The organism is Mesorhizobium sp. B1-1-5 (assembly GCF_006443065.1).
In the GTDB taxonomy this organism is placed as follows: domain Bacteria; phylum Pseudomonadota; class Alphaproteobacteria; order Rhizobiales; family Rhizobiaceae; genus Mesorhizobium.
This window is the reverse complement of sequence record NZ_VFWS01000026.1, coordinates 17,434-41,223: the sequence shown is the minus strand read 5'-3', so window position 1 is coordinate 41,223 and position 23,790 is coordinate 17,434. Positions and strand designations below refer to the sequence as shown.

At 65.0% G+C, this 23,790-nt stretch carries 29 protein-coding genes and 1 pseudogene; 16 read left to right on the top strand and 14 right to left on the bottom strand.

The features are described 5' to 3' along the window. The first annotated feature begins 200 nt into the window (after positions 1-200). The 5 genes from FJ980_RS11830 to FJ980_RS11810 are packed head-to-tail and all read left to right on the top strand — an operon-like array spanning position 201 to position 4,780. A complete protein-coding gene (locus FJ980_RS11830; protein ID WP_140543058.1) occupies positions 201-1,409 on the top strand; it encodes an ABC transporter substrate-binding protein in 1,209 nt (402 codons plus the stop codon). A gap of 44 nt (positions 1,410-1,453) precedes the next feature. After that, the gene (locus FJ980_RS11825; protein ID WP_140543081.1) at positions 1,454-2,206 is read left to right on the top strand and encodes an ABC transporter ATP-binding protein; all 753 of its coding nucleotides are present in this window, start codon (positions 1,454-1,456) and stop codon (positions 2,204-2,206) included. Next, positions 2,199-2,903: an ABC transporter ATP-binding protein gene (locus tag FJ980_RS11820; RefSeq protein WP_140543057.1), complete on the top strand. Its 705-nt coding sequence runs from the start codon at positions 2,199-2,201 to the stop codon at positions 2,901-2,903. The genes FJ980_RS11825 and FJ980_RS11820 overlap by 8 nt, the downstream gene beginning before the upstream one ends. A gap of 7 nt (positions 2,904-2,910) precedes the next feature. After that, entirely contained in the window at positions 2,911-3,798 is an 888-nt protein-coding gene (locus FJ980_RS11815; protein WP_140543056.1) for a branched-chain amino acid ABC transporter permease, read from the top strand. A gap of 1 nt (position 3,799) precedes the next feature. Further along, on the top strand, positions 3,800-4,780 hold the full coding sequence (locus FJ980_RS11810; protein ID WP_140543055.1) for a branched-chain amino acid ABC transporter permease: 981 nt from the start codon (positions 3,800-3,802) through the stop codon (positions 4,778-4,780). On the opposite strand, the gene FJ980_RS11805 is transcribed toward FJ980_RS11810, so the two are convergent. The 3 genes from FJ980_RS11805 to FJ980_RS11795 form a co-directional block, all read right to left on the bottom strand. Beyond that, on the bottom strand, positions 4,777-5,079 hold the full coding sequence (locus FJ980_RS11805) for a HigA family addiction module antitoxin (RefSeq protein ID WP_140543054.1): 303 nt from the start codon (positions 5,077-5,079) through the stop codon (positions 4,777-4,779). The genes FJ980_RS11810 and FJ980_RS11805 overlap by 4 nt on opposite strands. A gap of 38 nt (positions 5,080-5,117) precedes the next feature. Further along, complete coding sequence (locus FJ980_RS11800) at positions 5,118-5,399, bottom strand: type II toxin-antitoxin system RelE/ParE family toxin (protein ID WP_140543053.1); 282 nt, start codon at positions 5,397-5,399, stop codon at positions 5,118-5,120. A 152-nt stretch (positions 5,400-5,551) separates the two neighbouring features. Next, positions 5,552-6,244, bottom strand: a complete 693-nt coding sequence (locus FJ980_RS11795) for a helix-turn-helix domain-containing protein (protein WP_140543080.1) — start codon at positions 6,242-6,244, stop codon at positions 5,552-5,554. A gap of 175 nt (positions 6,245-6,419) precedes the next feature. Between FJ980_RS11795 and FJ980_RS11790 the strand changes: the two genes are divergently transcribed. Next, positions 6,420-6,746: a DUF1330 domain-containing protein gene (locus tag FJ980_RS11790; protein WP_140543052.1), complete on the top strand. Its 327-nt coding sequence runs from the start codon at positions 6,420-6,422 to the stop codon at positions 6,744-6,746. Between the two features lie 114 nt (positions 6,747-6,860). Continuing rightward, positions 6,861-7,397 carry a hypothetical protein gene (locus tag FJ980_RS11785; protein WP_246676400.1) on the top strand — a complete coding sequence of 179 codons (537 nt, stop codon included), beginning with the start codon at positions 6,861-6,863 and terminating at the stop codon, positions 7,395-7,397. A 73-nt stretch (positions 7,398-7,470) separates the two neighbouring features. Here the strand turns inward: FJ980_RS11785 and FJ980_RS11780 are convergent, their stop codons facing one another. Beyond that, on the bottom strand, positions 7,471-7,944 hold the full coding sequence (locus FJ980_RS11780; RefSeq protein WP_140543051.1) for an Lrp/AsnC family transcriptional regulator: 474 nt from the start codon (positions 7,942-7,944) through the stop codon (positions 7,471-7,473). A gap of 103 nt (positions 7,945-8,047) precedes the next feature. Here FJ980_RS11780 and FJ980_RS11775 point away from each other — a divergent pair, with 103 nt between their 5' ends. The 5 genes from FJ980_RS11775 (at position 8,048) to FJ980_RS11755 (ending at position 15,482) form a co-directional block, all read left to right on the top strand. Further along, on the top strand, positions 8,048-9,250 hold the full coding sequence (locus FJ980_RS11775; RefSeq protein WP_140543050.1) for a diaminopropionate ammonia-lyase: 1,203 nt from the start codon (positions 8,048-8,050) through the stop codon (positions 9,248-9,250). Continuing rightward, the gene (locus FJ980_RS11770) at positions 9,247-10,482 is read left to right on the top strand and encodes a Zn-dependent hydrolase (RefSeq protein WP_140543049.1); all 1,236 of its coding nucleotides are present in this window, start codon (positions 9,247-9,249) and stop codon (positions 10,480-10,482) included. Before FJ980_RS11775 ends, FJ980_RS11770 begins: the two co-directional genes overlap by 4 nt. A gap of 203 nt (positions 10,483-10,685) precedes the next feature. After that, positions 10,686-11,882 (top strand): diaminopropionate ammonia-lyase, encoded by a 1,197-nt coding sequence (locus tag FJ980_RS11765; RefSeq protein WP_140543048.1) that lies wholly within the window; start codon positions 10,686-10,688, stop codon positions 11,880-11,882. A gap of 96 nt (positions 11,883-11,978) precedes the next feature. After that, complete coding sequence (locus tag FJ980_RS11760; RefSeq protein ID WP_140543047.1) at positions 11,979-13,136, top strand: M20 aminoacylase family protein; 1,158 nt, start codon at positions 11,979-11,981, stop codon at positions 13,134-13,136. A gap of 249 nt (positions 13,137-13,385) precedes the next feature. Further along, positions 13,386-15,482, top strand: coding sequence for an EAL domain-containing protein (locus FJ980_RS11755; protein WP_140543046.1), 2,097 nt, complete (start codon positions 13,386-13,388; stop codon positions 15,480-15,482). Between the two features lie 22 nt (positions 15,483-15,504). Here the strand turns inward: FJ980_RS11755 and FJ980_RS11750 are convergent, their stop codons facing one another. Both FJ980_RS11750 and FJ980_RS11745 read right to left on the bottom strand, forming a co-directional pair. Next, a complete protein-coding gene (locus tag FJ980_RS11750; protein WP_140543045.1) occupies positions 15,505-15,807 on the bottom strand; it encodes an AzlD family protein in 303 nt (100 codons plus the stop codon). Further along, entirely contained in the window at positions 15,804-16,547 is a 744-nt protein-coding gene (locus tag FJ980_RS11745; protein WP_140543044.1) for an AzlC family ABC transporter permease, read from the bottom strand. The genes FJ980_RS11750 and FJ980_RS11745 overlap by 4 nt, the downstream gene beginning before the upstream one ends. A 171-nt stretch (positions 16,548-16,718) precedes the next feature. Here FJ980_RS11745 and FJ980_RS11740 point away from each other — a divergent pair, with 171 nt between their 5' ends. After that, positions 16,719-17,177, top strand: a complete 459-nt coding sequence (locus tag FJ980_RS11740) for an Lrp/AsnC family transcriptional regulator (protein WP_040981044.1) — start codon at positions 16,719-16,721, stop codon at positions 17,175-17,177. Positions 17,178-17,423: 246 nt separating this feature from the next. Here the strand turns inward: FJ980_RS11740 and FJ980_RS11735 are convergent, their stop codons facing one another. From FJ980_RS11735 to FJ980_RS11715, 5 genes and pseudogenes are all read right to left on the bottom strand, one after another. Next, positions 17,424-17,744 carry a plasmid stabilization protein gene (locus tag FJ980_RS11735; protein ID WP_095768382.1) on the bottom strand — a complete coding sequence of 107 codons (321 nt, stop codon included), beginning with the start codon at positions 17,742-17,744 and terminating at the stop codon, positions 17,424-17,426. A gap of 36 nt (positions 17,745-17,780) precedes the next feature. Further along, a complete protein-coding gene (locus FJ980_RS11730; RefSeq protein WP_140543043.1) occupies positions 17,781-17,978 on the bottom strand; it encodes a hypothetical protein in 198 nt (65 codons plus the stop codon). Between the two features lie 50 nt (positions 17,979-18,028). Continuing rightward, positions 18,029-18,247 carry a hypothetical protein gene (locus FJ980_RS11725; RefSeq protein ID WP_140543042.1) on the bottom strand — a complete coding sequence of 73 codons (219 nt, stop codon included), beginning with the start codon at positions 18,245-18,247 and terminating at the stop codon, positions 18,029-18,031. A 27-nt stretch (positions 18,248-18,274) separates the two neighbouring features. Beyond that, on the bottom strand, positions 18,275-18,769 hold the full coding sequence (locus tag FJ980_RS11720) for a hypothetical protein (protein WP_140543041.1): 495 nt from the start codon (positions 18,767-18,769) through the stop codon (positions 18,275-18,277). A gap of 172 nt (positions 18,770-18,941) precedes the next feature. Then, positions 18,942-19,040 (bottom strand): annotated as a pseudogene (locus FJ980_RS11715) (KGG domain-containing protein); the annotation flags it as partial. A 483-nt stretch (positions 19,041-19,523) separates the two neighbouring features. On the opposite strand from FJ980_RS11715, the gene FJ980_RS11710 reads away from it, so the two are divergent. Next, positions 19,524-19,703 carry a hypothetical protein gene (locus FJ980_RS11710; RefSeq protein ID WP_140543040.1) on the top strand — a complete coding sequence of 60 codons (180 nt, stop codon included), beginning with the start codon at positions 19,524-19,526 and terminating at the stop codon, positions 19,701-19,703. 52 nt (positions 19,704-19,755) lie between these two features. Here the strand turns inward: FJ980_RS11710 and FJ980_RS11705 are convergent, their stop codons facing one another. Both FJ980_RS11705 and FJ980_RS11700 read right to left on the bottom strand, forming a co-directional pair. Continuing rightward, on the bottom strand, positions 19,756-20,649 hold the full coding sequence (locus FJ980_RS11705; RefSeq protein ID WP_140543039.1) for an alpha/beta hydrolase: 894 nt from the start codon (positions 20,647-20,649) through the stop codon (positions 19,756-19,758). Between the two features lie 39 nt (positions 20,650-20,688). Further along, positions 20,689-20,919: a hypothetical protein gene (locus tag FJ980_RS11700; protein WP_140543038.1), complete on the bottom strand. Its 231-nt coding sequence runs from the start codon at positions 20,917-20,919 to the stop codon at positions 20,689-20,691. 163 nt (positions 20,920-21,082) lie between these two features. Here FJ980_RS11700 and FJ980_RS11695 point away from each other — a divergent pair, with 163 nt between their 5' ends. Next, positions 21,083-21,802, top strand: a complete 720-nt coding sequence (locus tag FJ980_RS11695; protein ID WP_140543037.1) for a Crp/Fnr family transcriptional regulator — start codon at positions 21,083-21,085, stop codon at positions 21,800-21,802. A 108-nt stretch (positions 21,803-21,910) separates the two neighbouring features. On the opposite strand, the gene FJ980_RS11690 is transcribed toward FJ980_RS11695, so the two are convergent. Next, positions 21,911-22,210: a DUF982 domain-containing protein gene (locus tag FJ980_RS11690; protein ID WP_140543036.1), complete on the bottom strand. Its 300-nt coding sequence runs from the start codon at positions 22,208-22,210 to the stop codon at positions 21,911-21,913. Between the two features lie 545 nt (positions 22,211-22,755). Here FJ980_RS11690 and FJ980_RS11685 point away from each other — a divergent pair. Beyond that, a complete protein-coding gene (locus FJ980_RS11685; RefSeq protein WP_140543035.1) occupies positions 22,756-23,775 on the top strand; it encodes an SDR family oxidoreductase in 1,020 nt (339 codons plus the stop codon). Positions 23,776-23,790 lie beyond the last annotated feature (15 nt).

The following is a 23,790-nucleotide window of genomic DNA, read 5'->3' as shown; positions in this document are numbered from 1 at the left end:
CATTCTCGGCCCGCGACATGTGGTGCTAGGCTCGCGCCCGTGCACCCAAGGCACACTGCGGCCCAGCCCGCAAACAGGAGGGCCCGCCAGAGGAGGAGCGGCAGAGCGGGATCGAGGCTCCAATCCAAAATCCGAAGGAACTGTTGAACCATCGCGAGGCAGCCGCGTTTCCCGTGGTTGCCACATGGGAGGAACCACCAGTGAAAGCATCCTATCTCGTCTCGGCCGCGCTCCTTGCGGCATCCGCAATGCCGGCCGCGGCTGGCGAAATCTCCGACGGCAAGGTCAAGATCGGCATCCTCAACGACCAGTCGGGCGTCTATGCCGATTTCGGCGGCAAGTGGTCGGTCGAGGCCGCCAAGATGGCGGTCGATGATTTCGGCGGCAAGGTGCAGGGCGTGCCGATCGAGATCGTCAGCGCCGATCATCAGAACAAGCCCGACATCGCCTCCAACATCGCGCGCCAGTGGTACGACACCGAGCAGGTCGACGCGATCATGGAGCTCACGACATCGTCCGTAGCCTTGGCCGTCCAGGGGCTTTCCAAGGAAAAGAAGAAGATCGACATCGTCACCGGCGCGGCTTCCACCGACCTCACCGGCAAGCAGTGCTCGCCCTATGGCTTCCATTGGGCCTACGACACCCATTCCCAAGCGGTCGGCACCGGCGGCCAACTGGTCAAGCAGGGCGGCGACAGCTGGTATTTCATCACCGTCGACTATGCCTTCGGCTATTCGCTTAAGGACCAGACCGCCAAGCTGGTCGAGGCGAGCGGCGGCAAGGTGCTGGGCGAAGTGCGCTATCCGCTCGGCTCCACCGACTATTCCTCCTTCCTGCTGCAGGCGCAGTCCTCCGGCGCCAAGATCGTCGGGCTCGCCAATGCCGGCCTCGACACGTCGAACTCGATCAAGCAGGCAGCCGAATTCGGCATCGTCGCCGGCGGCCAGCGGCTGGCCGCGTTGCTTTTCACGCTCGCCGAGGTGCATGGGCTGGGCCTGCAGGCGGCGCAAGGCGTGGTGCTGACCGAAGGCTTCTACTGGGATCGCGACGACAAGAGCCGTGAATTCGCCCAGCGCTTCTTCAAGCGCACCAACCGCATGCCGAACATGATCCAGGCCGGCACCTATTCGGCGGTGACGCAGTACCTGAAGGCCATCGACAAGGCCGGCACCGACGAGACCGAGGCAGTGGCCAAGGAACTGCATGAAATGCCGGTCAACGACGTCTTCACCGCCAACGGCAAGGTGCAGGCCGACGGCTCGATGGTGCACGACATGTATCTCTATCAGGTCAAGAAGCCGGAAGAGTCGAAGAAGGACTGGGACTATTACACCTATCTGGCGACCATTCCGGGCGACAAGGCCTTCATGAAGGCCGAGGACAGCGGCTGCCCGCTCGCCGCCAAGTGACGCTCGACACAGCCACCGCTGTCCGCCCGGACAGCACGGATCAGATGCCGCGGGTGGTGCTTTCCGCCCGCGGCCTCAGGCGCGACTTCGCCGGCTTCGTCGCGGTGAAGGATGTCGACCTCGACGTCCATCACGCCAAGATCCATGCGCTGATCGGCCCGAACGGCGCCGGCAAGACCACCATCTTCAATCTCTTGACCAAATTCCTGCAGCCGACCAGCGGCAGGATCGAATTGCTCGGCACCGACATCACCCGCACGCCGCCGGCCAAAGTGGCGCGCATGGGGCTCGTCCGCTCCTTTCAGATATCGGCGATCTTTCCGCATCTCTCCGTGCTCGACAATGTGCGCGTGGCGCTGCAGCGTCCAAGCGGGCTGGGCTACCAGTTCTGGCGCCCGGTCTCGGCGTTGGATCGGCTGACGCCAAGGGCACGCGAGCTGCTCGCCATCGTCGGCCTCGATGACGCCGCGCATCGTCTCGCCGGCGATCTCTCTTACGGCCGCAAGCGCGTGCTGGAGATCGCGACCACATTGGCGCTCGAACCGAAGGTGCTTCTGCTCGACGAGCCGATGGCCGGCATGGGGCATGAGGACGTCGGCACGATCTCCGGCATTATCCGCTCGCTGGCAAAAAACCGCGCCGTGCTGATGGTCGAGCACAACCTCACCGTGGTTGCCGATCTCTGCGACTGGATCACCGTCATGCAGCGCGGCCAGGTGCTCGCTGCCGGCGACTACGCCGCCGTCAGCCAGGACGAGCGCGTCCGCGTCGCCTACATGGGAACCGAGCATGAGTGAGCCGCTGCTTGCCGTGCGCGACCTCCACGCCTGGTATGGCGAGGGCCATGCGCTGCATGGCGTCAACCTCGACGTCATGCGCGGCGAGACCGTGACGCTGCTTGGCCGCAACGGCGTCGGCAAGACGACGACGCTGCGCGCCATCATGGGCCTGATCCGTAAGCGCACGGGCTCCGTCACCTTCAACGGCAAGGACCTGATCCGCCTGCCGTTGCACCGCGTCGCGCATCAGGGCATTGGCTTCGTGCCGGAGGAGCGCGGCATCTTCGCCACTCTTACCGTCGACGAGAACCTCATCCTGCCGCCCGTCGTGGCCAATGGCGGTATGAGCGTGGAAGAAATCTTCGAGCTCTTCCCCAATCTCAAGGAGCGCCGCAACAGCCAGGGCACGAAGCTGTCCGGCGGCGAGCAGCAGATGCTGGCCATCGCCCGCATCCTGCGGACCGGCGTCGAGATGCTTTTGCTCGACGAGCCGACCGAGGGCCTGGCGCCAGTCATCGTGCAGCGCATCGGCGAGTTGCTGGCGACGCTGAAGAAACGCGGCATGACCATCCTTCTGGTCGAGCAGAACTTCCGCTTCGCCGCCCGCATCGCCGACCGCTTCTATCTGATGGACCACGGCAAGGTGGTGGAAGGTTTTGCCGTCGGCCAGCTGACCGCGCACACCGAAAAGCTGCACGAGGTGCTGGGGGTATGATGGCGCCATGACCATGATCTTCGGCATCCCCATCCAGGCCTTGCTCGGTCAGCTCTTGGTGGGCCTGATCAACGGCTCCTTCTATGCGATGCTCAGCCTCGGCCTCGCCGTCATCTTCGGCCTCTTACGCATCATCAACTTCGCCCATGGCGCGCTCTATATGCTGGGCGCTTTCATTGGTTATCTGCTGCTGGTGCATTTGGGCATCGGCTACTGGCCGGCGCTGGTCCTGGTGCCGCTTGCCGTCGGCCTGTTCGGCATGGCGGTCGAGCGCCTTGCTTTGTCGCATCTCTACCGCCTCGACCCACTCTATGGCCTGCTCTTCACCTTTGGCCTCGCCTTGGTCATCGAAGGCGTGTTCCGTTATTATTACGGCGTCTCCGGCAATCCCTACGCCGTGCCGACGCTGCTTGCCGGCGGCACCAATCTCGGGTTCATGTTCCTGCCCAACTATCGCGGCTGGGTGGTGGCGGCTTCGCTCATCGTCTGCATCGGCACCTGGCTGCTGATCGAGAAGACCAGGCTAGGCTCCTATCTGCGCGCCGCCACCGAGAACCCGGAACTGGTCCAGGCCTTCGGCGTCAACGTGCCGCTTCTGCTCACGCTCACCTACGGGCTGGGCGCGGCGCTTGCGGGGCTCGCCGGCATTCTCGCCGCTCCGGTCTACCAGGTCAGTCCGCTGATGGGCTCGGATCTGATCATCGTCGTCTTCGCCGTTGTCGTGGTCGGCGGCATGGGGTCGATCCTCGGCGCCATCGTCACCGGCTACATGCTCGGCCTCGTCGAGGGCCTGACCAAGGTTTTCTATCCCGAGGCCTCGAACCTCGTCGTCTTCGTCATCATGGCAATCGTGCTTTTGCTGCGGCCGGCCGGCCTGTTCGGAAGGGACGCCTGAGATGAGCGAGGCGACCCTTCACGCAGAACGCGCCGCCGCCTCCGTGAGGCTCGAACGGGCGCTGGTGGTGCTGGGCATCGTGGCGCTGATCGCCGCGCCCTTCGTCGTCTACCCGATCTTCGTCATGAAGATGCTGTGCTTCGCGCTGTTCGCCTGCGCCTTCAACCTGCTCTTGGGCTACACCGGCCTGCTTTCCTTCGGCCATGCCGCCTTCTTCGGCGGCGCGGCCTATTTCTGCGCCTATGCGGTGAAGGCCTGGGGCTGGCCGCCGGAGGCCGGCATCCTGCTCGGCACCGCAGGTGCCGCGGGCATGGGCCTCGTCATGGGCTTCCTCGCCATCCGCCGGCAGGGCATCTATTTCTCGATGATCACGCTGGCGCTGGCGCAGATGTTCTATTTCTTCTGCGTCCAGGCGCCCCTCACCGAGGGCGAGGACGGCATCCAGGGCGTGCCTCGCGGCCACCTGTTCGGCGTCGTGGACCTCAACGTCGCCATGAACATGTATTTCTTCGTGCTCGCCGTCTTCCTCATCGGCGTCTTCGCCATCTGGCGCATCGTCAACTCGCCCTTCGGCATGATCCTGCGCTCCATCCGCGAGAACGAGAACCGCGCCATTTCGCTCGGCTATTCCGTCGGGCGCTACAAGCTCGCCGCCTTCGTCATGTCGGCCGCACTTGCCGGCTTTGCCGGCGCGACCAAGACGATCGTCTTCCAGTTCGCCACGCTCACCGACGTCACCTGGCAGATGTCGGGCGAAGTGATCCTGATGACGCTGCTCGGCGGCATCGGCACCATGGCCGGCCCGGCGGTCGGCGCCGGCCTTGTCGTAGGGCTGGAGAACACGCTCGCGACATCCGGCTTCCCGGTGACCATCGCCACGGGACTGATCTTCATGATCTGCGTGCTGATTTTTAGGCGCGGGATTGTCGGGGAGGTCTATGCGCGGTGGCTGGGGTGGAGGGCGCGCGGCAAGAACTCCTAAGCTGCAGCCGCCCCGAACCGCTCAATCCCTTTGAGTTCGTCCTGTATGGAGGTGCCCTCGACGGCGAGGTCATAGCTTGCCTGCATGTTCATCCAGAACTGCGGAGTCGTCCCAAAGAACTTTGCCAGGCGCAAAGCGGTGTCTGGCGTAACAGGGGTGGTCTCGTTGACAAGGCGTTCGATACGCGTACGTGGGACGTGAAGCTTCTTCGCCACGGTGTAGGGCTTCAGGTCGAGTGGCTCGAGGAACTCGGTCCTCAATATCTCGCCGGGATGGATAGGCTTGTCGAGGTCGATCATTTGGTTCCGCTCCTGTCGGATAGAGCTGGTTGGTTCAGCTAATGATAGTCAGTGATCTCTACATCGTCCGCTCCGCCATCCGTCCACCGAAAGCAAACGCGAAATTGGTCGTTGATACGGATCGAGTGCTGACCGGCGCGATCGCCCTTCAGCGCTTCAAGCCGGTTTCCCGGTGGGACCTTGAGATCGGCCAGTTCGGCAGCGTTGTCCAACATGAACAGTTTCCGTTGAGCGACACGAACGAGATCTGCCGGGAATCCTTTCGGAGCTTTGCCTGTCGAAACCGCCTCAGTGGTCCTGTCTCTGAACGAACGTATCATCCACTTCCCCCGAAACGTATCTTCTCATGATGCGTCTCCAAGATCAAGCGTAAAGTATCATGCGGTGATACGAAATGCCTCGAAGGGACTATCTTGGGCGAGGTGCGCCCGCCGGCACTTTCAGCCCCACCTTCACCCGGTCCGGCGCCCGGTTAGGCCGCCCGCTTGGGTTCGACCGCGAACGGGCTGAGCCCGAGCCAGCTTTGCATCTTCCTGCCAATGGCCTTGTCGCCGGTCAGGACGACCTTCACGCCGGCCTTCTCGACAGTCAGCACGCCCATCCAGATTGCGGTCATCGTGTGGAGATCGGTCGAGACGTAGAGGTCGACCTCGAAGCCCGGATCATACCAGCACAAATCGACCTCGCCATGCTTCTCGACGATCAGCCACCACGAGCGTTTCGAGGCTGGGAGGTCCTGATACAGAAATTGTATCACGGTTCTTCCGTCAGGCAGCGGCGAGGGGTTCAGATTACGCCGCATATCCCACATCAGCAGCGACGGATCGAGGTTCTTCAACGACAGCCGGGACTCGACCCATTTCTGTCCCCAAAAACCCATCGCCTCGACAACAGGGCGCAAATCGCGTCCCGCCTCGGTCAATCGGTAGTCGAAGATACCCTTCTCGCCGGGGACTTCCCGGCGCTCCACGACCCCCGCCAGCTCCAGCTCCTTCAGCCGTTGCGACAGAAGGGTCGGCGACATTTTCGGCACACCGCGGCGCAGGTCGTTGAAGCGGGTCGAGCCCGCCACCAGCTCGCGCATCAACACCATCGTCCAGCGGGTACACAGCACCTCGGCGGCCATCGATAGCGGGCAGAACTGCTTGTAACCGTGCTGGGCCATGATCGGCGCCTCCTCAAAAGGTTGGCCGGACATTAGACCTTCATGAATGAAGCGGCGAGTACAGAAACTGTACCGGCCCGGTACAGATCCAGGACTGGTTGGCACGAGCCCCGCCGTGCGAGCCGTTTGGCCGACGCACGGGATATCCCTGTGCGCAGCAACCAGGAGAATGACCATGACCGCTTACCTTATCGCGGATATCAAGGTGAAAGATCCGAAATGGATACCGGACTACGCCGCGACCGTGCACGACCTCGTTCACAAGCACGGCGGCAGATATCTGGCGCGCAGCGGCAATGTGAGGACGCTCGAGGGCAAGCCGCTCGACACGACGCTGATCGCGCTGATGGCCTTTCCATCGGAAGCGGCGGCGCACGCCTTCACCAATGATCCGGCCTACGCCCCCTTCGTGTCGGCCCGCCAGGGCGGCAGCGACAGCCGCTTCCAGCTGATCGACAACACCGATCTGGCCGGAACGATTTCGTACCTGCCGAAGGGATGATCGGCAGCCGCCGCATCCAAACCGGGATCATCAAGCACAAACAGCCACGGCGCTTGCCTGTCGCGCCGCCGTACTTTCGGCGGCCGGCCAGCCGTGCTTTTCAGGAAGAACGAAATGAACATAACACCAGACTTTTGTAACAGGCTGCTCATGGCAGCGGCCGCGCTGACGGCCTGTACGACCTTCGCCCAGGCGCATCAGGACGCTGCTGCATCGATGTCCGGCGCCAGCCCGCTGGCCGACAAGGTGCGAGCGGCCAACAGCCGGTTTCTCGACGTCAAGGCCGCTACGGCGGAGGGCTATGCGCCCATTCCTTGCGCCAGCGGCATCACCGGCGGCGCCATGGGCATCCACTATGTCAACGGCCAGTATCTGAAGGACGACAAGATCGATATCGCCCGTCCGGAAGCGGTCATGTACGAGCCGATGGCCGACGGCACGCTGAAGCTGGTGGCGGTCGAATACATCACCTCGAAGGGCCCCGCGTCGCTCGACGGCCAGCTGTTCAACTTCAACAGCGCGCCCAACCGCTACGGCCTGGGCGAGTTCTATGAACTGCATGTCTGGGCCTGGAAAGGCAACCCGACCGGCACCTTCGCCGACATGAACCCGAAAGTGTCGTGCGAACACGCCGCGTCGCCGACCCAGTAGAGGTTGGAGATTGGCGAAAGCCAGGACAACGGCCGATCTCCCCCTTGTTGGGGAGGTCGGCGGCCTCGACGCCTCACCCGACCGGCACCTCCATCCCCACCTTCACCCGGTCCATCGCCACGAACGTGCGAAACCTTTTGACATTGTTGTTCTCGAAGAATAGCCGCCTTGTCAGCGCCTCGTAATCGGCCATCGTCGCCACCGTGACGACGAGGATGAAATCGGCCTCGCCGGTGACGTAGTAGCATTGCTGCACTTCGGGCACTTGGGCAAAGCCGCGCTTGGCGGCGTCGATCAGCTCGGCGCGCTCGCTCTCCACCTCCACCTCGACGAAGATCGTGATCGGGTGGCCGACCCTGGCCGGGTCTACCAGCGCCACATTGGCGCGGATGACACCTGTCTCCTCCATGCGCTTGATGCGCCGCTGCACGGCCGGCGCCGACAGGTTGACCTTCTCGCCGATCGTGCGCTGCGGCGTCGCGTTGTCCTTCTGCAGGATGGCGAGGATGGCGCGGTCGAAGGCGTCGAGTTCGGGCGAAATGGACATGGCAGCGTTTCCCAACGAAACAAACTTGCACTTCAAGCGTCAAAACAGAGCGCCTTTCTCGCTTGTCCTGCAATAAATTTCAGTCCTCAAGACGGAGAAACCCATGTTCCTGCTCAACCGCCACCCGGACCATCGCCGCCCGCTGACCGAGGAGGACGCCGCGATGCTTGGGCTCGCCGGTGCCAGGGAGGCCGAGCGCTTCCTTGCCGCGCGCGACAACCATGCCGAGACACCGCTGCACGCCCTGCCGGCGCTGGCGGCCGAGCTCGGCATCGACGCGCTGCATGTCAAGGACGAGGGCAAGCGCCTCGGCCTCGGCAGCTTCAAGGCGCTGGGCGGCGCCTATGCCGTCATGCATCTGGTGCTGGAGGAGGCCGGCAGGCGGCTCGGCCGCGCCGTCGACGTCGCGGAACTGCATAAGCATGAGGTCAAGGCGATCGCTGCCGGCATGGTTTTCGCATGCGCGACCGACGGCAATCATGGACGCTCTGTGGCCCAGGGCGCCGGCCTCGTCGGCGCGCGCTCCGTCATCTTCGTTCATTCGGGCGTCAGCAACGAACGCGTGGCGGCCATTGCCCGCTTCGGCGCCGAAATGGTGCGCGTCGCCGGCGATTACGACCAGTCGGTCAGGGAAGCCGCCCGCGTCGCCGCCGAGCGCGGCTGGACCGTCGTCTCCGACACGTCCTGGCCGGGCTATGAGCGCATACCCGGGCTTGTGATGCAGGGCTACACGGTGATCGTGCGCGAGACGCTGAGGCGGTTGCCGCAGCCGCCCACTCACGTCTTTCTGCAGGCCGGCGTCGGCGGCTTCGCCGCCGCGGTCGCCGGCCATCTCGCCATCATGCTTGGCGAGGATCGCCCGAAGGCCATCGTGGTCGAGCCGGCGCGGGCGGCCTGCGTCTATGAGACAGCCAAGGCCGGGCGTCCGGTCACGATCGCGCACAGCAAGCTCACGGTGATGGCGATGCTCGAATGCTACGAGCCGTCTCTGGTCGCCTGGCGCGTGCTGTCACGGGTCGGCGATGCCTTTATGACTGTGGACGAGGAAGATGCCGTCGCGGTGATGAACCGTCTGGCGCGACCTGCCGGCAACGATCCGGCGATCGTCTCCGGCGAAAGCGGCGGGGCAGGGCTCGCCGGGCTGATCCGCGTTGCCGGCGACAACAAGATGCGCGCGGCGCTCGGTCTCGATGGGAATTCCCGCGTGCTGATCATCAATTCCGAAGGCGCGACCGATCCCGGCCGCTATGCCGAGCTGATCGGAATGGCGCCGCAAGACGTCGCGCAAGCGAGGCTGCCGGCATGAGCAATCCGACGATCAACGCCGACCGGCTTCTCGGCCGTATCCAGGAGCTCGGCAGTATCGGCCGCGATGCGCAGGGGCGGCTGGTCCGCGTCGCCGCCTCAGAGATGGACCGGCTCGGCCGCGATCGCTTCGTCGGCTGGCTGGAAGAGGCAGGGCTCGAGGTCGCCGTCGACCGCATCGGCAACATTTTCGGCATCTGGCGGAACGATGCCAATAGCGGCCAGCCGCCGGTCATGCTCGGCTCGCATATCGACACGGTGATCGACGCCGGCATCTATGACGGCTGCTACGGCGTGCTTGCCGGCCTCGAAGCGATCGAGAGCCTGAGGGAGGCCGGCTTCGCGCCGGCGCGCCCGATCGTGGTTGCCGCCTTCACCAATGAGGAGGGCGTGCGCTTCTCGCCCGACATGATGGGCTCGCTGGTCTTTGCCGGCGGTCGGAACCTCGAGGAAGCGCTGGCCTCGGTCGGCACCGACGGCACGGTGCTGGGCAAGGAGCTGGAGCGCATCGGCTATGCCGGTCGGCATCAGCCCGGCTTCCTCAAGCCGCATGCCTATGTCGAGCTGCATGTCGAGCAGGGGCCGGTCCTCGAGCGCGAGGGCATCGCCATCGGCGCGGTCGAGAACCTGCAGGGGATTTCCTGGCAGCGCGTTACCATCGACGGCGAGGCCAACCATGCCGGCACCACGCCGATGTCGATGCGAAAGGACGCAGGCGTCGCCGCCGCCCGCGTGATCGGCTTCTTGGCGGACCGGGCCAGCGCCTCGTCGACGCGCACTGTCGTCACCGTCGGCACCATCGCGTTCGAGCCGAACGCCATCAACGTCATCCCGTCGCGGGCGATCTTCACCATCGACCTGCGCGATCCCGACGAAACGCATCTTCGCGAAGAGGAGGCGGCGCTTGCCGCCTTCCTCGACAAATTGGCCGCAAGCGCCGGCGTCACTGTCCATGCCGAAAGCCTGGCCCGTTTCGAGCCGGTGACCTTCGATGCCCGCATCGTTTCGCTGATCGAGGATGGCGCCAGGGCGGCCGGCCTTTCGTGCCGGCGCATGACCTCGGGCGCCGGCCACGACGCGCAGATGATCGCCCGCATCGCGCCGTCCGCGATGATCTTCGTGCCGAGCCGGGGCGGCATCAGCCACAACCCCGCCGAGTTCACCGCTCCCGACGAGCTGGTCGCCGGCGCCGACATCCTGCTTAGCGTCGCCGCCCGGCTGGCGGGCGACTGATCGCGGGAGGAACCCAGATAGGCGTGCCGCTGGGGGTGAATACCACCAAAAATAGTCATCTTGGCTGTATCTGGTCGTCCCGAAGCGAACATCCGGCGACATCCAATCGAAACAAACTTCAATCACTTAGCCAATTAAAGCATCCAAAATCGCGCCCGAATCGCGCCCGCCGACAGAGTTCAGTGCCTCGCAGGAAGACTAGCATGCTGCTTCTCAACCAACGTCCAGAACACAACCAGCCGTTGGTTGCCGCCGATGCCGAGTCGCTCGGCATCGCGGGGGGCGAGCGGGCCGAGCGTTACCTCAAGGCGCGCGACGATCATGCCGAAACGCCACTGCACGCCTTGCCGGCGCTGGCCGATCACCTCGGCGTCGCGGCACTTCATGTCAAGGATGAAGGCCAGCGTCTCGGCCTTGGCAGCTTCAAGGCGCTGGGCGGTGCCTATGCCGTCATGCGGCTGGTACTGGAAGAGGCCGGCAAGCGCCTCGGTCGCGATGTCGATGTCTCCGAGATCGGCGAGCCGAGAGTGCGCGAGATCGCGTCGAGCATGATCTTCGTCTGCGCCACCGACGGCAACCATGGCCGCTCCGTGGCACAGGGCGCCGGGCTTGTCGGGGCGCGTTCGGTGATCTTCGTCCATGCCGGCGTCAGCGCCGAGCGCGTCGCGGCCATCGCCCGCCTCGGCGCCGAGATCGTGCGGGTCGAGGGCGGCTATGACCATGCGGTGCGCGAGGTCGCCCGCGTCGGTGCCGAGCGCGGCTGGAAGATCGTCTCCAACACGTCCTGGCTCGGCTATGAGCGCGTCCCCGGACTGGTCATGCAGGGCTACACGGTGATCGTGCGCGAGACGCTGCGGCGCTTGGCCGAGCCACCGACGCATATTTTCCTGCAGGCTGGCGTGGGCGGCTTCGCGGCGGCAATTGCCTGCCATATGGCGGTCATGCTTGGCTCCAGGCGGCCGAAAGCGGTGGTGGTCGAGCCGCGGCGCTCGGCGTGCCTCTACGCCTCGGCCGAGGCCGGACGTCCGGTGACGATCGCCCAGCAGCAGCCGACCGTGATGACGATGCTCGAATGCGCCGAGCCGTCCTTGGTCGCCTGGCGCGTGCTGGCGCGCGTCGGCGATGCTTTCATGATGGTGGAAGAAGAGGACGCGGTCGCCGTGATGAAGCGGCTGGCGCGGCCCTTGGGCAATGATCCGGCCATCGTCTCCGGTGAGAGCGGTGGCGTCGGGCTCGCCGGACTGGTCCGCGCTGCGGGCGGCGGGCAGATGCGCGCGGCGTTAGGCCTCGATGCCGGCTCCCGCGTGCTCGTCGTCAACTCGGAGGGCGCCACCGACCACGGCCGCTTTGCCGAGCTGGTCGGGATGGCGCCGGCAGAGGTGTTCCTGCAGACTGCCTGAGAGCAATTCCGGGAAAAGCGCGCAGCGGTTGGCTCGGCGACTTCGACGTGGCCTTCCGTCCGAAATTGCGTCAAGGAACGAGACTTGAGGACGACGATGGCTGAGCTCGACCAGCAGGCACTGCACAGCGAGATGACGGCGTGGCGGCGCGATCTCCACGCCCATCCCGAATTCGGCTTCGAGGAACAGCGCACCGCCGCCTTCGTCGCCGCGAAATTGCGGGAGTTCGGCCTGGAGGTCGCCGAAGGCGTCGGCGGCACCGGCGTCGTCGGCACGCTGACCCGAGGCAGCGGCAACCGTGCCATCGCGTTGCGCGCCGACATGGATGCGCTGCACATCGCGGAGCAGGGCAGGCAAGCCTGGCGCTCGCAAATGCCGGGCACCATGCATGCCTGCGGACATGATGGCCATACCTCGATGCTGCTCGGCGCGGCGAAATTGCTTGCCGGTGAGGGCGGCTTCGACGGCACGGTGCGCTTCATCTTCCAGCCGGCCGAGGAATGGGGCAGGGGCGCGCTGGCTATGCTGGGCGACGGCCTGCTCGAGCGCTTCCCCTTCGAGGAGATCTTTGGGCTGCACAACATGCCCGGTCTGCCCATCGGTCATTTCGAGACCCGGAGCGGTCCGGTCATGTCGGCCGAGGACAATTTCGAGATCGTGCTCAAGGGCCTGGGCGGCCACGCAGCGCGGCCGCATGCCGGCCAGGAGACCTTGGTCGCCGCCTGCGCGCTGGTCGTCAACCTCCAGACCATCGTCTCGCGGCGCTTGAGCCCCGCCGATATCGGCGTCGTCTCGGTGACCGAGCTCATCGCCGACGGCACCCGCAATGCGCTGCCCGGCATGGCGCGCATCCTCGGCGACTGCCGCAGTTTCAGGCCCGAGGTGAGCGCCGCGATCGAAAAGGAGATGCGGCGCATCGCCGACGGCACGGCCCAGGCCTATAATGTTGCGGCTGAAGTCGCTTACACCCGCGAGTTCGTGCCGTTGATCAACGATGCTGCATTGGTCGACGAGGCGCTTGCGGCGGCCCGATCCGTGCTGGCCGACGACGCTGTTCGCGTTGCGGCTGAGCCCATGACCGCCTCTGAGGATTTCGCCCGCTTCCTCGACCATGTGCCTGGCTGCTTCGTCTTCATGGGCAATGGCGATACGGCACCGCTGCACAACCCGTCCTATAATTTCGACGACATGGCCCTGCTGCATGGCGCGCGGTTTCATGCGGCGGTGGTGAGGCGAAGGTTGGCGGTGGGCTAGGCGATTGACGGCGGCGGTCGAGCGCAGAGGGGGGTGCTGTCCCGCCGGCGTTTAGGTTTTTTGCAGTCACAGCCAAGCCGGTTAGCGACCAGCTCCACCCCAACAAAATCAACGCCGCGATCCTTCACGCCCCCTCTGGCCTGCCGGTCATCCTCCCCTCTTGGGAGGAGGTTAACTGAACCACTCCCGGTAACCCTTTTTTCTCTGCTTTCATGCAATATTGCCGGGACGGGATGGCAAGAACAAGCAATGGCGGACGACGATAAACGCAACGGTAAGTTCTGGGCGCTGGCGCTCGATCGCGCTCATCTCGGTCTATGGGACTGGAATTTGTCGACCGGCGATTGCTACTATTCGCCGACCTGGTCGAAGATGTTGGGCTACGAGGCGAACGAGCTCGCCAACACGCCCGATCTCTGGCTGAAGCTGACCCATCCCGACGATCGCCAGCGCGCGCAGGAAAGCGGCGACCGGCATATTGCGGGTCTCGTCGATTCCATCGAGACGGAGCTGCGCCTGCGCCACAAGGACGGCCACTGGGTCTGGGTGCTCGACCGCGGCGGCATTGTCGAGCACGACGCCGACGGCAAGCCGCTCAGGATGATGGGCGTGCAGACCGACATCACCCGGCAAAAAGAGGCCGAGGCGGCGCTCGAGCAGGTCAATATCCGCTTCCGCCTCGCGATAGCCGCCAGCGGCACCGGCATTTGGCACCACGATATCGGTACGAAGAAGAGCTATTGGGACGCACGCACGCGCGAGATCTTCGGCCTGGTTGCCGATACCGATGAGGTGACGGCGGACCTCTGGCACACCTACCTTCATCCCGACGACAAGGAAGCTACCGAGCGAGCGCATCTGATCGCCCCCGGCTCGAACAGCGTCGTCGCCTCGCAATACCGGATAGTCCTGCGTGACGGCCAGGTCCGCCATCTCGAGTCGCTGGTGCGTTTCATTGCCGGCGTCGGCTCGGCCGGTCAGATTTTGGGCACGGTGCGCGACATCACCGAGGAGAAGACGCGCGCCGAGGAGCTTGCCTTCGCCGCGCGTCACGACGCGCTGACCGGGTTGCTCAACCGTTCGGCCTTCGACCGGCTGCTTGCCGAGAACATCGCCATGGCCGGGCGGCTGCCGCTTGCCGTGTTCTATGTCGACCTCGACTACTTCAAGGCACTCAACGACTATGCCGGCCATGCCGCCGGAGACCTCGCGCTGAAGAGCGTCGCGGCGGGCATCCTCGCCAGCCTGCCCGCGTCGGGGCAGGCGGCGCGCCTCGGCGGCGACGAATTCGCGCTGTTGGTGCCGAACTGCAATGACGCCTGCGCCGAGCGCCTTGCCCGCGCGGTGCTTGCCGCGGTGCACGACGCCGATCCCGGCTCTGCCGCCACCTCGCGCAGGCTTGCCGCCAGCATCGGCATCGCCTTCGTGCGCGACCCCACCATGAGCGTGGCCGACGCGCTCGCCTGCGCCGACGATGCCTGCTACGCCGCCAAGGCCGGCGGCCGTGGCCGCTTCGCGGTGTTCTCGCCGGAAACGGCGTCGGGCGCCGGCGGCCTCAACGCCGCGCGGCTTGCCGCAGACCTGGTCGATGCAATGGAGGATGGCCGGCTGAAGCTGTTCGGCCAGGAGATCCACCGGCTCGGGCAGCCATGGGAGGACAGCCGCCACGTCGAGGTGCTGGCCAGGCTCGAGGGCCGCAGCGGCAACATGATCCCGCCCTGCGGTTTCATGCCAGTCGCCGAACGCTTCGGCCTTGCCGCCCGGCTCGACCGCTGGATCATCCGCGCCGCGCTGACGCGCCACGGCGAGGCGATGCGCGCGGGGGCCATCTCGCTCGACTTCAACCTGTCGGCGCAGACGCTTTCCGACCCGCAGCTCTGGGAGTTCGTCGACGAGGCGATCGCCGACAGTGGCGCGCCGGCGTCGGCGATCGGCTTCGAGATCACAGAAACCGCCGCCGTCACCAATTTCGATGCCGCGGCCGAGTTCGTGCGCAAGGCCAGGCAACGCCGCTGCCGCGTCAGCCTCGACGATTTCGGGGCCGGCATGAGCTCGTTCGAATATCTCAGGCGCTTTCCTGTCGATGCCATCAAGATCGACGGCTCCTTCGTCGAGCACATCGCCGAAAGCCGGTTCGACCGCGAGATCGTTTCGGCGATCACCGGCATCGCCCGCTCGATGGGCGCTGCCGTGGTGGCAGAGAAGATCGAGGAAAAGAACGCGCTGGAGATCCTCATGGGCATGGGCGTCGCCTATGGCCAGGGCTATTTCCTGCACCGGCCGGAGCCGCTGGAAGCGATCGTGGCAAGGGCGACGGGCGGCGCGTGGGGGATGCGGGCCGGCTAAGCTATCTCCTCCTCGGGGGAGATCAGCCACCCATCAGCCACCTTAGCACGCCCGCCGAAGCCACCCCGATCACCACTGTCGGCAGCATCGACAGCCGTGTCGCCGCTAGCACCGTGATTGCAAGTGCCGCCAGATCGGCCGGATTCTTCGAGACGAAATCCGGAGCGATCACCGAGATCAGCACGCAGCCGGGCGCGGCTTCCATCACCGCCGTGGCGCGCGGGCCGAGCGCGCGGTTCCTCAGCACCACATAGCCGCCGATGCGGGTGAGATACGTCACGCCGGCCATCGCCAGGATGGCGAGCACGGTCATCGGATCGATCATCTCTCACCTGCGAGGAACCACGCGGCCACCAGGCCGGACAGCGCACCGGCCGCCACATACCAGGCGCCGGGCACGACGAGATAGGTGAGCGCCGCCACCGCCAGGCTGACCAGCCAGGGCCGCGCCGCGGCAAAGCCCGTCCACATGCCCCGAAGCAACACCAGGAACACAGCCGGGAAAGCCAAGGCAGAACCGTATGTCTCGACGTCGCCGAGCACCGGACCGAGTGCCGCGCCGCAGGTCGTGAATGCCACCCAGGCGAGGTAGAAGGGCAGGGCGGCGCCCAGGTAAAAGGCCAGGCTGAAGGCCGGCCGCATGCCGGCGTCGGCGCGCCGCCGCGCATCCGCAAGGCCCACGGCCCAGCTCTCGTCGCACATCAAAAACAGCGCCGGAAAAACCTGCCGCTTCGGCAGATGGTTGATGAACGGCGCAAGTGCGGCGCCCATCAGGAGATGCCGGCTGTTGACCAGAAAGGTGATGGCGGCGATCAACAGGATATGCGGCGGCGAAGTCCAGAGCCGGATCGCGGCGAACTCGGAGCCGCCGGCGAAATTGAGGCCGGTCATCAGCGGCACCTCGGCCACGCTCAGGCCCTTCTGCGCTGCCTGCGCGCCGAGCACCAGCGCGTAGGGGATGATGCCGAGCAGCACCGGCGTCGAGGCAGCGAGCCCGCGCCGGAACTCGCCGCCGCGTCCATCGGTGCTTTGACCCTCGGCGAGGGCGATCTCGGAAACGCTCATGGCTTTGCCTTCGGCAGGCCTCGTGGCCGCCGTTCTCCCGCTCGGTTGTGGGTTGCTATCGGTGGGGCACCATAGCCGAATCGCCTCGCAATCGGGTTGCGAATACGTCCCGCTTCTGCCAAAATTTAGCATTGAATAGCGCATACAGGCAAAAGATTGGAATTTGGCACTATGAAGCTGGATGAGATCGACAGGCGCATCCTGCGCGCCTTGCAGCGCGACGGGCGCATGGCCAACAACGATCTGGCCAAGGAAGTCGGCCTCTCGCCGTCGCCTTGCCTGCGGCGCGTCAAGTTGCTGGAGGAGGCCGGCGTCATCGACCGCTACGTCGCGGTGCTCAACCCGGCCAAGATCGGCCGCGGCCAGACCTTCTTCACCCGCATCTGGCTGAAGCAGCAGGACGAGGACACGATCGAGCATTTCGCCGCCGAGGTGGCGAAATTCCCCGAAGTGATGGAGTGCTATCTGATGCTGGGCGACTGCGACGCGATGGTGCGGATCGTGGCGGCCGGCATCGACGACTATCGCCGCTTCCAGTCGGAGCATCTGAGCCGCATCAAGGGCGTGCAGAACGTCAAGACGGACGTGCCCAGCCAGACGATCAAGCAGACATCGGAGATGCCACTGTAGGGGGCATTCTCCTTCTCCCCTTGTGGGGTGAGAAGCGGTCCGCGTGAGCGGATGGAAAGCCAATTGCTTGGCTTTTCGAGCTTCGAACGCCCTGAGCCTGCGAAGGGCCGGGCGGTGGCCGCGAAACGGCCGGGTGAGGGGTGTTCCAGGGAAAGCCGGCGTCTCGCTCCGCTGGAACACCCCTCATCCGTCTCGGCGCTATCGCGCCGATCCACCTTCTCCCACAAGGGGAGAAGGGGAAGTTCCTCAATGATGAGCGTGGTGCTCCGCGTTGCGCTTGCGCGTGGCCGCTGCCTTCTTCGCGGAAGCGGAGCGCGCGGCCGCGGATCGCTCGCCCGAAGCCTTGCCGCCAGCCTTCCCGCCCTTATGCGCCGCCGGATGGCCGGTGTGCTTGCCGCGGCCGGAGCCGCCTGCCTTTTTGCCGCCGGCGTCGTCCTTGTTGACCGTCGCCCAGGCGCGCCGTTCGGCTTCCTTCTCGGACACGCCGCGCTTCTCGTAGCCTTCGGCGATATGATCGGCCTTGCGTTCCTGCTTGTCGGTGTATTTCGATTTGTCTCCGCGTGGCATTGTCCTGCTCCTTGTTGCGCTGAGTGATTGAGAGTCTCAGGAACCCTTTTTCTTGGCGACGTCGCCCAGGTCGGCCCGTTCCGGATCCTTGTTGTTCTCGTCGGCCGCGTCGCGATCCTCGTCGGGATCATCCTTAGCCGGCAGATAGCCGCGCGGCTTGTTGGCCTTCGGGCCTTCCCAGCGCGGCCATTGATCGGAGGTTCCGGGACGTCCGGTATTGGGTGAATTGCTCATCTTAACCTCGCTTTCGAGAAGGCCGTTTGCCCACCGTCCTTGGAGAACCGTCAGCCTTCCGCTTTCATGGTCCGTGCGATCTTCAAGAGTTTGTCGCGGTCGTGCCCGTGCTCGCGGATCAACTCCCGCGCCTGCTTCGGCGAAAGATCGGTGTGCTCCGCCAGGAAGCGCACATCGGGATCGTCGCCGCCCTTGGTCGGCAAATTGCCGGTCGCCGGCGCATCGGCGGCGCCCGGCCGGTTCGGTATATTGTCGTTCGCCTGGGTCATCGCAGGCCTCCTTCGATTTCCGCCGTATCAGTTCGCTGTCTGGGACTGCCTGCGGCGTGCTTCCTTCTTGCGGCGCAGCACCTCGTCGGTGCCGACGACGTCCTTCGAGCCGCCGGTGATCGCGGTCGAGACCACGGCCGGCGGATCGCTTGCCGGAAAGGAGTCCTCAAGGCCGGACTGCAACTGCTCCTCCAGCGTATCCGGGTCTTCCGAACGGCCTTCGGCGCGACGTCCGTCGATCTCTTCCAGATCTTGCTTGGCGTCGGGATGCTCGCGCACATTGCGCAGCGTCGACACGACGAGTTCGACGGCGAATTCCTTCATCTCCTCGCCGTGCGGGGCGGCGACGTCGGTCTCCTCGACCAGGCGAACAAGCGATTGTTCGAGCTTGTCCAACTCGCGCATGCCTTGGTAGTGCGCCAGTTTCTGCGCCAGCGAGTGGATCAGCAACGGACCGAAGGTCGAATAGGCCTGTACCCGGGTCTCATCGACGCGTTCGGGATGAAGTGTACGCAAGGACATCGGTGCCTCCATGTAACGTCCTGCGGCGACCGCTTCGCTTGAGGCGGCCGGCCCTTAAGGGAACTGGAGGAGGGGGAAGAGGTTCCATCCCGGGCTGGAAGTCGCGGGACAGCTGGAAGTCGCGGGACACCAAAATGGCGCCCGCGTTTTGCGGACGCCATTTTGAAACTCAGTGCTGACCGCCCTTGCGACCAGCCTCGGAGGCGCGCCGGCGGTCTTCGGCGAAGTTGCCGCTGCCACCTCGGTGCTGGCCGGCGCTCCGCTGACCCATGTTGCGGTCCTCGGCCTGCTGCTGCCCGCTGCCGCGATGCTGGTCTTCGCGGTTCTTGTGGCTCTGCTGGCCGGCTTTGACGTGCTGTTCGTGGGTTCCGCCTCGATTGGGCATATCGAATTCTCCGTTGGTTCGGATTTTTCTTGAGGGTGAATTCAAGGATGCGTCCAACATCCCTGAGTAAGGGGAACAGGCGCCCGCAACCGATGTTCCGATCGAAACATTTTGTGACTCGTCAGACTGAAGTCCGATCCGGCCAGCGCATTGGGCTGGCTTGTGCAACCAAATCTCTTTTTGCGAATTGGTGAGCGGCCGACGAGAAAGCCCCCTCCATCGCCGGCTATCATGGTGCCCGCCGGTCAGCCCCGCGCAATTCCGGCGGGCACCGTTATCCATAAACAGAAGGCCGCGCAGCCGACCTCGGAGCGAGACGACGTTTTGACCTATATCTCTGCAAAGCCCGCTCGGCAGGATGCCGAAAGCATGCCTGCCAATGACAACCAGCGTACCACCCTTGCCGATCTTTCGTTCCTCGACATCATCAATGACGAGGACGAGGTCGCCGATATTGCCAGGCGCGCCGAGCGTCTCGGCCATGCCGCGCTCATCGCAATGGCGATCGGCCTGGCGGCCCTGCCGTTGCTCTGGCTGATGCTGATGTGAGCCAGGCCGACCGGCCGCTTGGCCGGCCGGCGCCATCTGCCGGAGAGGTTCTCTATCTTCCGGAAAAGAAGGCGTCGAGCGTGGGCGCCGTTTCGATCGGCGATTCCTCCGGAAAGAAGTGGCCGCCGGGCATCGCCCCGCCGCTGGCATCGTCGGCCCAGTTCCGCCATATGCCCAGCGGTCCGTCTTCGTCCCGATACCATTCGGCCAGCGCGCCATGCTCGCTCCACAGCGCCAGCACGGGGCAGGATATACGCCGGCCGGCCTCGCGGTCCGCATGGTCGTGCAGCCGGTCGAGCGAAGCCGCCGCGCGATACTCTTCGCAGATGGCGTGGATATGCGCCGGATCGCGCAGCGCAGCGACATAAGCCTGCCGCACGCCGGGCGGGAACGCGTCGGCTGCGGATCCCCAGCCGGAAAGCGCATTGTCGACGATTGCTTCGGCCGTCGCCGCCAATATCGTCTCCGGCAGCGGCTCGGGCTGCGCCAGCAGCGACCACGGCCAAAAGCCTAGCGCCAGCCTGGCATCGGCCCGGTCCCAGACCTCGGCGGTAGGGACGATGTCGAGCACGGCGAGCTTCTCGACGCGGTCCGGATGATCGAGCGCCAGCCGGTAGGCGACGCGCCCGCCGCGATCATGGCCGGCGACCAGGAAACGTCGGAAGCCGAGGTCCTCCATGAGCGCCGCCATGTCGGCGGCCATGGCGCGCTTGCCGTAGGGCGCATGGTCGGCGGCCGACGGCGGGCAGGAGCTTTGCCCATAACCGCGCAGATCGGTACAGACGACGCTGAAATCCCGCGCCAGGCTGGGCGCCACGTCGCGCCACATCGCATGCGTTTCGGGAAAGCCGTGCAGCAGGAGCAGGCCGGGCCCGCTGCCGCCATGGCGGGCGAAGATACGCGCCTCGCCGGTGTCTATTTCCAATGTGTCAAAATCGGCGAACATGCTTGCCTCCGGCGGGATGCGATGCTGAGGGCAAAGGCCTCACTTCCAGGCCGAGTCCAGCGTCAGCGACGCCTCGAATATCTGCTCCTTCGCGGTGCGCAGCTTCACGGTGATCTTCAACTGTTCGGTCCCGGGCGCCTCGTCGCGGGCAATGTCGTGCAGGATGCGCAACGCCTCAAGACGGGCACGCTCGCGGTTGGCAAAAAGCTGCCCGTGCTCGTCAACCTGGCCATGCTCGGCGTTATGGAGGTCGAAATAGTAGCGTTCCATCGATGAAGCACTCCGGGCGTTTGGCAAGTTCAATCCCTGGCCCCGATCATGGTTCCAAGCGGTTGATCCTCAGCGGAATGCGCGGCGCGCCGGCCCTTGCTGCGCGGCCGCCTGCAACCGGCCCAGCCCTGCGGCGTTAGCTGTTGCGCATGGAGAACCGCGGATGCTGGAATCGCTTTACCTCAACCTCGGCCAGCATGACGTCCTGTCGGAAGAAGAGAAGGCGCTGCTCGCTGACGCCATGTCACTCGAAAGATACCTCGCCGCCGGCGAGCACATCGTCACGGAAGGCACGCGGCCGATCTACAGCACGCTCATCATCGACGGGTTTGCCGCCCGCTACAAGGTGTTGGAGCACGGCGGCCGCCAGTTCACCTCGTTGCAGGTCGCGGGCGATTTCGTCGACCTTCATGCGTTTTTGCTGAAGACGATGGACCATGGCATCGTCGCGCTGTCTCCCTGCCATGTCGCCGCCGCGGAGCATAGCAAGCTCAAGACGATTACCGAGCAGGCGCCGCACCTTACCCGGCTGTTGTGGCTGAACACGCTGGTCGATGGCGCCATCCATCGCGAATGGATCGTGGCCATGGGACGCCGCTCCAAGACCTCTCATCTCGCGCATTTGATATGCGAGCTGTTCGTCAGGCTGCAGGTGGTGAAAAAGACCCGCGAGATGAGCTTCCATCTGCCGCTGTCGCAGGCCGAGCTCGCCGACGTGCTCGGCCTCTCCGTCGTCCATATGAACCGGGTCATCGGCACGCTGCGCCGCATGAACGTGGTCAACTGGACGAACCATATGATCACGATCCTCGACTGGGAGCGGCTGGTTGCGATCGCCGAATTCGATCCAACCTATCTCAGCATGACCCGCGAGCCGAGATAGGCATCTAAAGCATGTCTCCCGAAAGTGGGAACCGGTTTCGGGGTAAAGACATGCGTAAAATCAAGACGCTAAAGCGCATGGAGCGAATCTGAAAGATCGCGACGCGCTTTAGCTGCGCGGGGTCTTGGATCGCGACCACAGCTCATCCAGCATGGTAAGGGCGGCACTCGGCTGGGCAGGCCTCAGCAGGCCCTGCTGCGCGGCGACCTTCTTGAAGGCGGCAAAGGCGATGGCCGGACGGCAGGTGCCGGCGATCGCGTCGTCCACCAGCCGGGCCGCTTTGAGATAGGCTGGCGCCTCCTTGTTCTTCCATGCGCCTCCGAGCGCCTTCTTGGCCTCGGCGACGGTGGTGACCACCATCGTACCACCGCTGACGAAGCGTATGGTGAGGGGCAGGAAACGGCTCATCGGTCCTTCACCATCCGAGCCATTCGCGCGTGCGCCAGGCAAGACCGGCAAAGGGCGCGGCCGTGATCATGGCGGCGGCGAGAATAAAAAGCGGGCTGTTCGTACGCATGGATTTCATATTTCACCGTAAAAATTGCGGATGGCCATAAACGATGACTTCGGCAGTCGGTTGCATCCGGCCGGCTGGTCCGAGGCCGCAAATCCGAGGCTACATATTGCTCGCGGGCCGGGCCGGTGGCGCCGGGCGGTGCGGCGGACGTGGGCGCGGCCTGAGCGGCACCTCGGCCAGCGAAGCGCGGATCACCCTAACGGGGACTGGCGGCGCTGCGGCGCGCCGGCGCAGCATTGCGGCCGAGAGACTGCCGATGAGAGTTCGAACGTCCATGTGGACTCCTCCTGAAGAGTCCCCCAGTGACCAAGCGTTAGCACCGCGGCCGGGCGGCCGCATTTAACTTTGATGTACGCGCAGGCATCTCGGCGAGGTGCGGCGATCCAAGGGCCAACCTTTTCCCTCGGCATGCGTTGTCCTCCGAAAGGAGACCACCATGCCGACCAGCAGCCGAACGAAAACCGGCACGGCCAGAAAATTAGCGACCGCCAAGAAGACAGACACGGCGACGACGGCGAATAGGCAGCGCGGCGTGCAGCGCAAGGTCGATGCCACGGACCGCGGCAAGCCGAAGCCGGAAGCGCCGGGCGCTATGCAGGCCGGCGCGCGCAGATACCCTACGCCGCCTTTCCCCAGGCAGCATCATCCCAAGCCCGGCGAGGAATGGGCGATCGAGCCCGCGCCGCTTTATGATGCGCCCTTCTGGCAAGGGTCGGGCAAGCTCAAGGACAAGGTCGCGCTGATCACCGGCGGCGATTCCGGCATCGGCCGCGCTGTGGCCGTGCTGTTCGCACGCGAGGGTGCCGATGTCGCCATCGCCTATCTCAGCGAGGACCGCGATGCCGAGGCGACGAAGCATGCGATCGAGGCGGAGGGCAGGCGCTGCATCACCTTGCGCGGCGACGTCGCCAAACGCGCCTTCTGCCACAAGGCGGTGGCGGAAACGCTCAAGGCCTTCGGCAAGCTCGACGTGCTGGTCAACAATGCCGCCTTTCAAATCCACTCGGCCGATTTCGCCGATCTGACCGAGGAGCATTTCGACACCACGCTGAAGACCAATCTCTACGGCTATTTCCATATGGCTCAGGAAGCCGTGCCGCACATGACGCCGGGTTCGGCGATCATCAACACCGGTTCGGTCACCGGCATCGAGGGTTCGAAGGAACTGGTCGACTACTCGATGACCAAGGGCGGCATTCACGCCTTCACCCGCGCTCTCTCCGGCAACCTCGTCTCGAAGGGCATCCGCGTCAATGCGGTGGCGCCGGGTCCGGTCTGGACGCCGCTCAACCCATCCGAGAAACAAGCGGAAGACGTCTCGCAGTTCGGCGCCAAGACGCCGATGAAGCGGCCCGCCCAGCCGGAAGAGATCGCGCCGGCCTATGTGTTCCTGGCCTCGCCGCAATGCTCGAGCTACATCACCGGCGAAATCCTGCCGATCATCGGGGGTTACTGACACCCATGAGGAGGA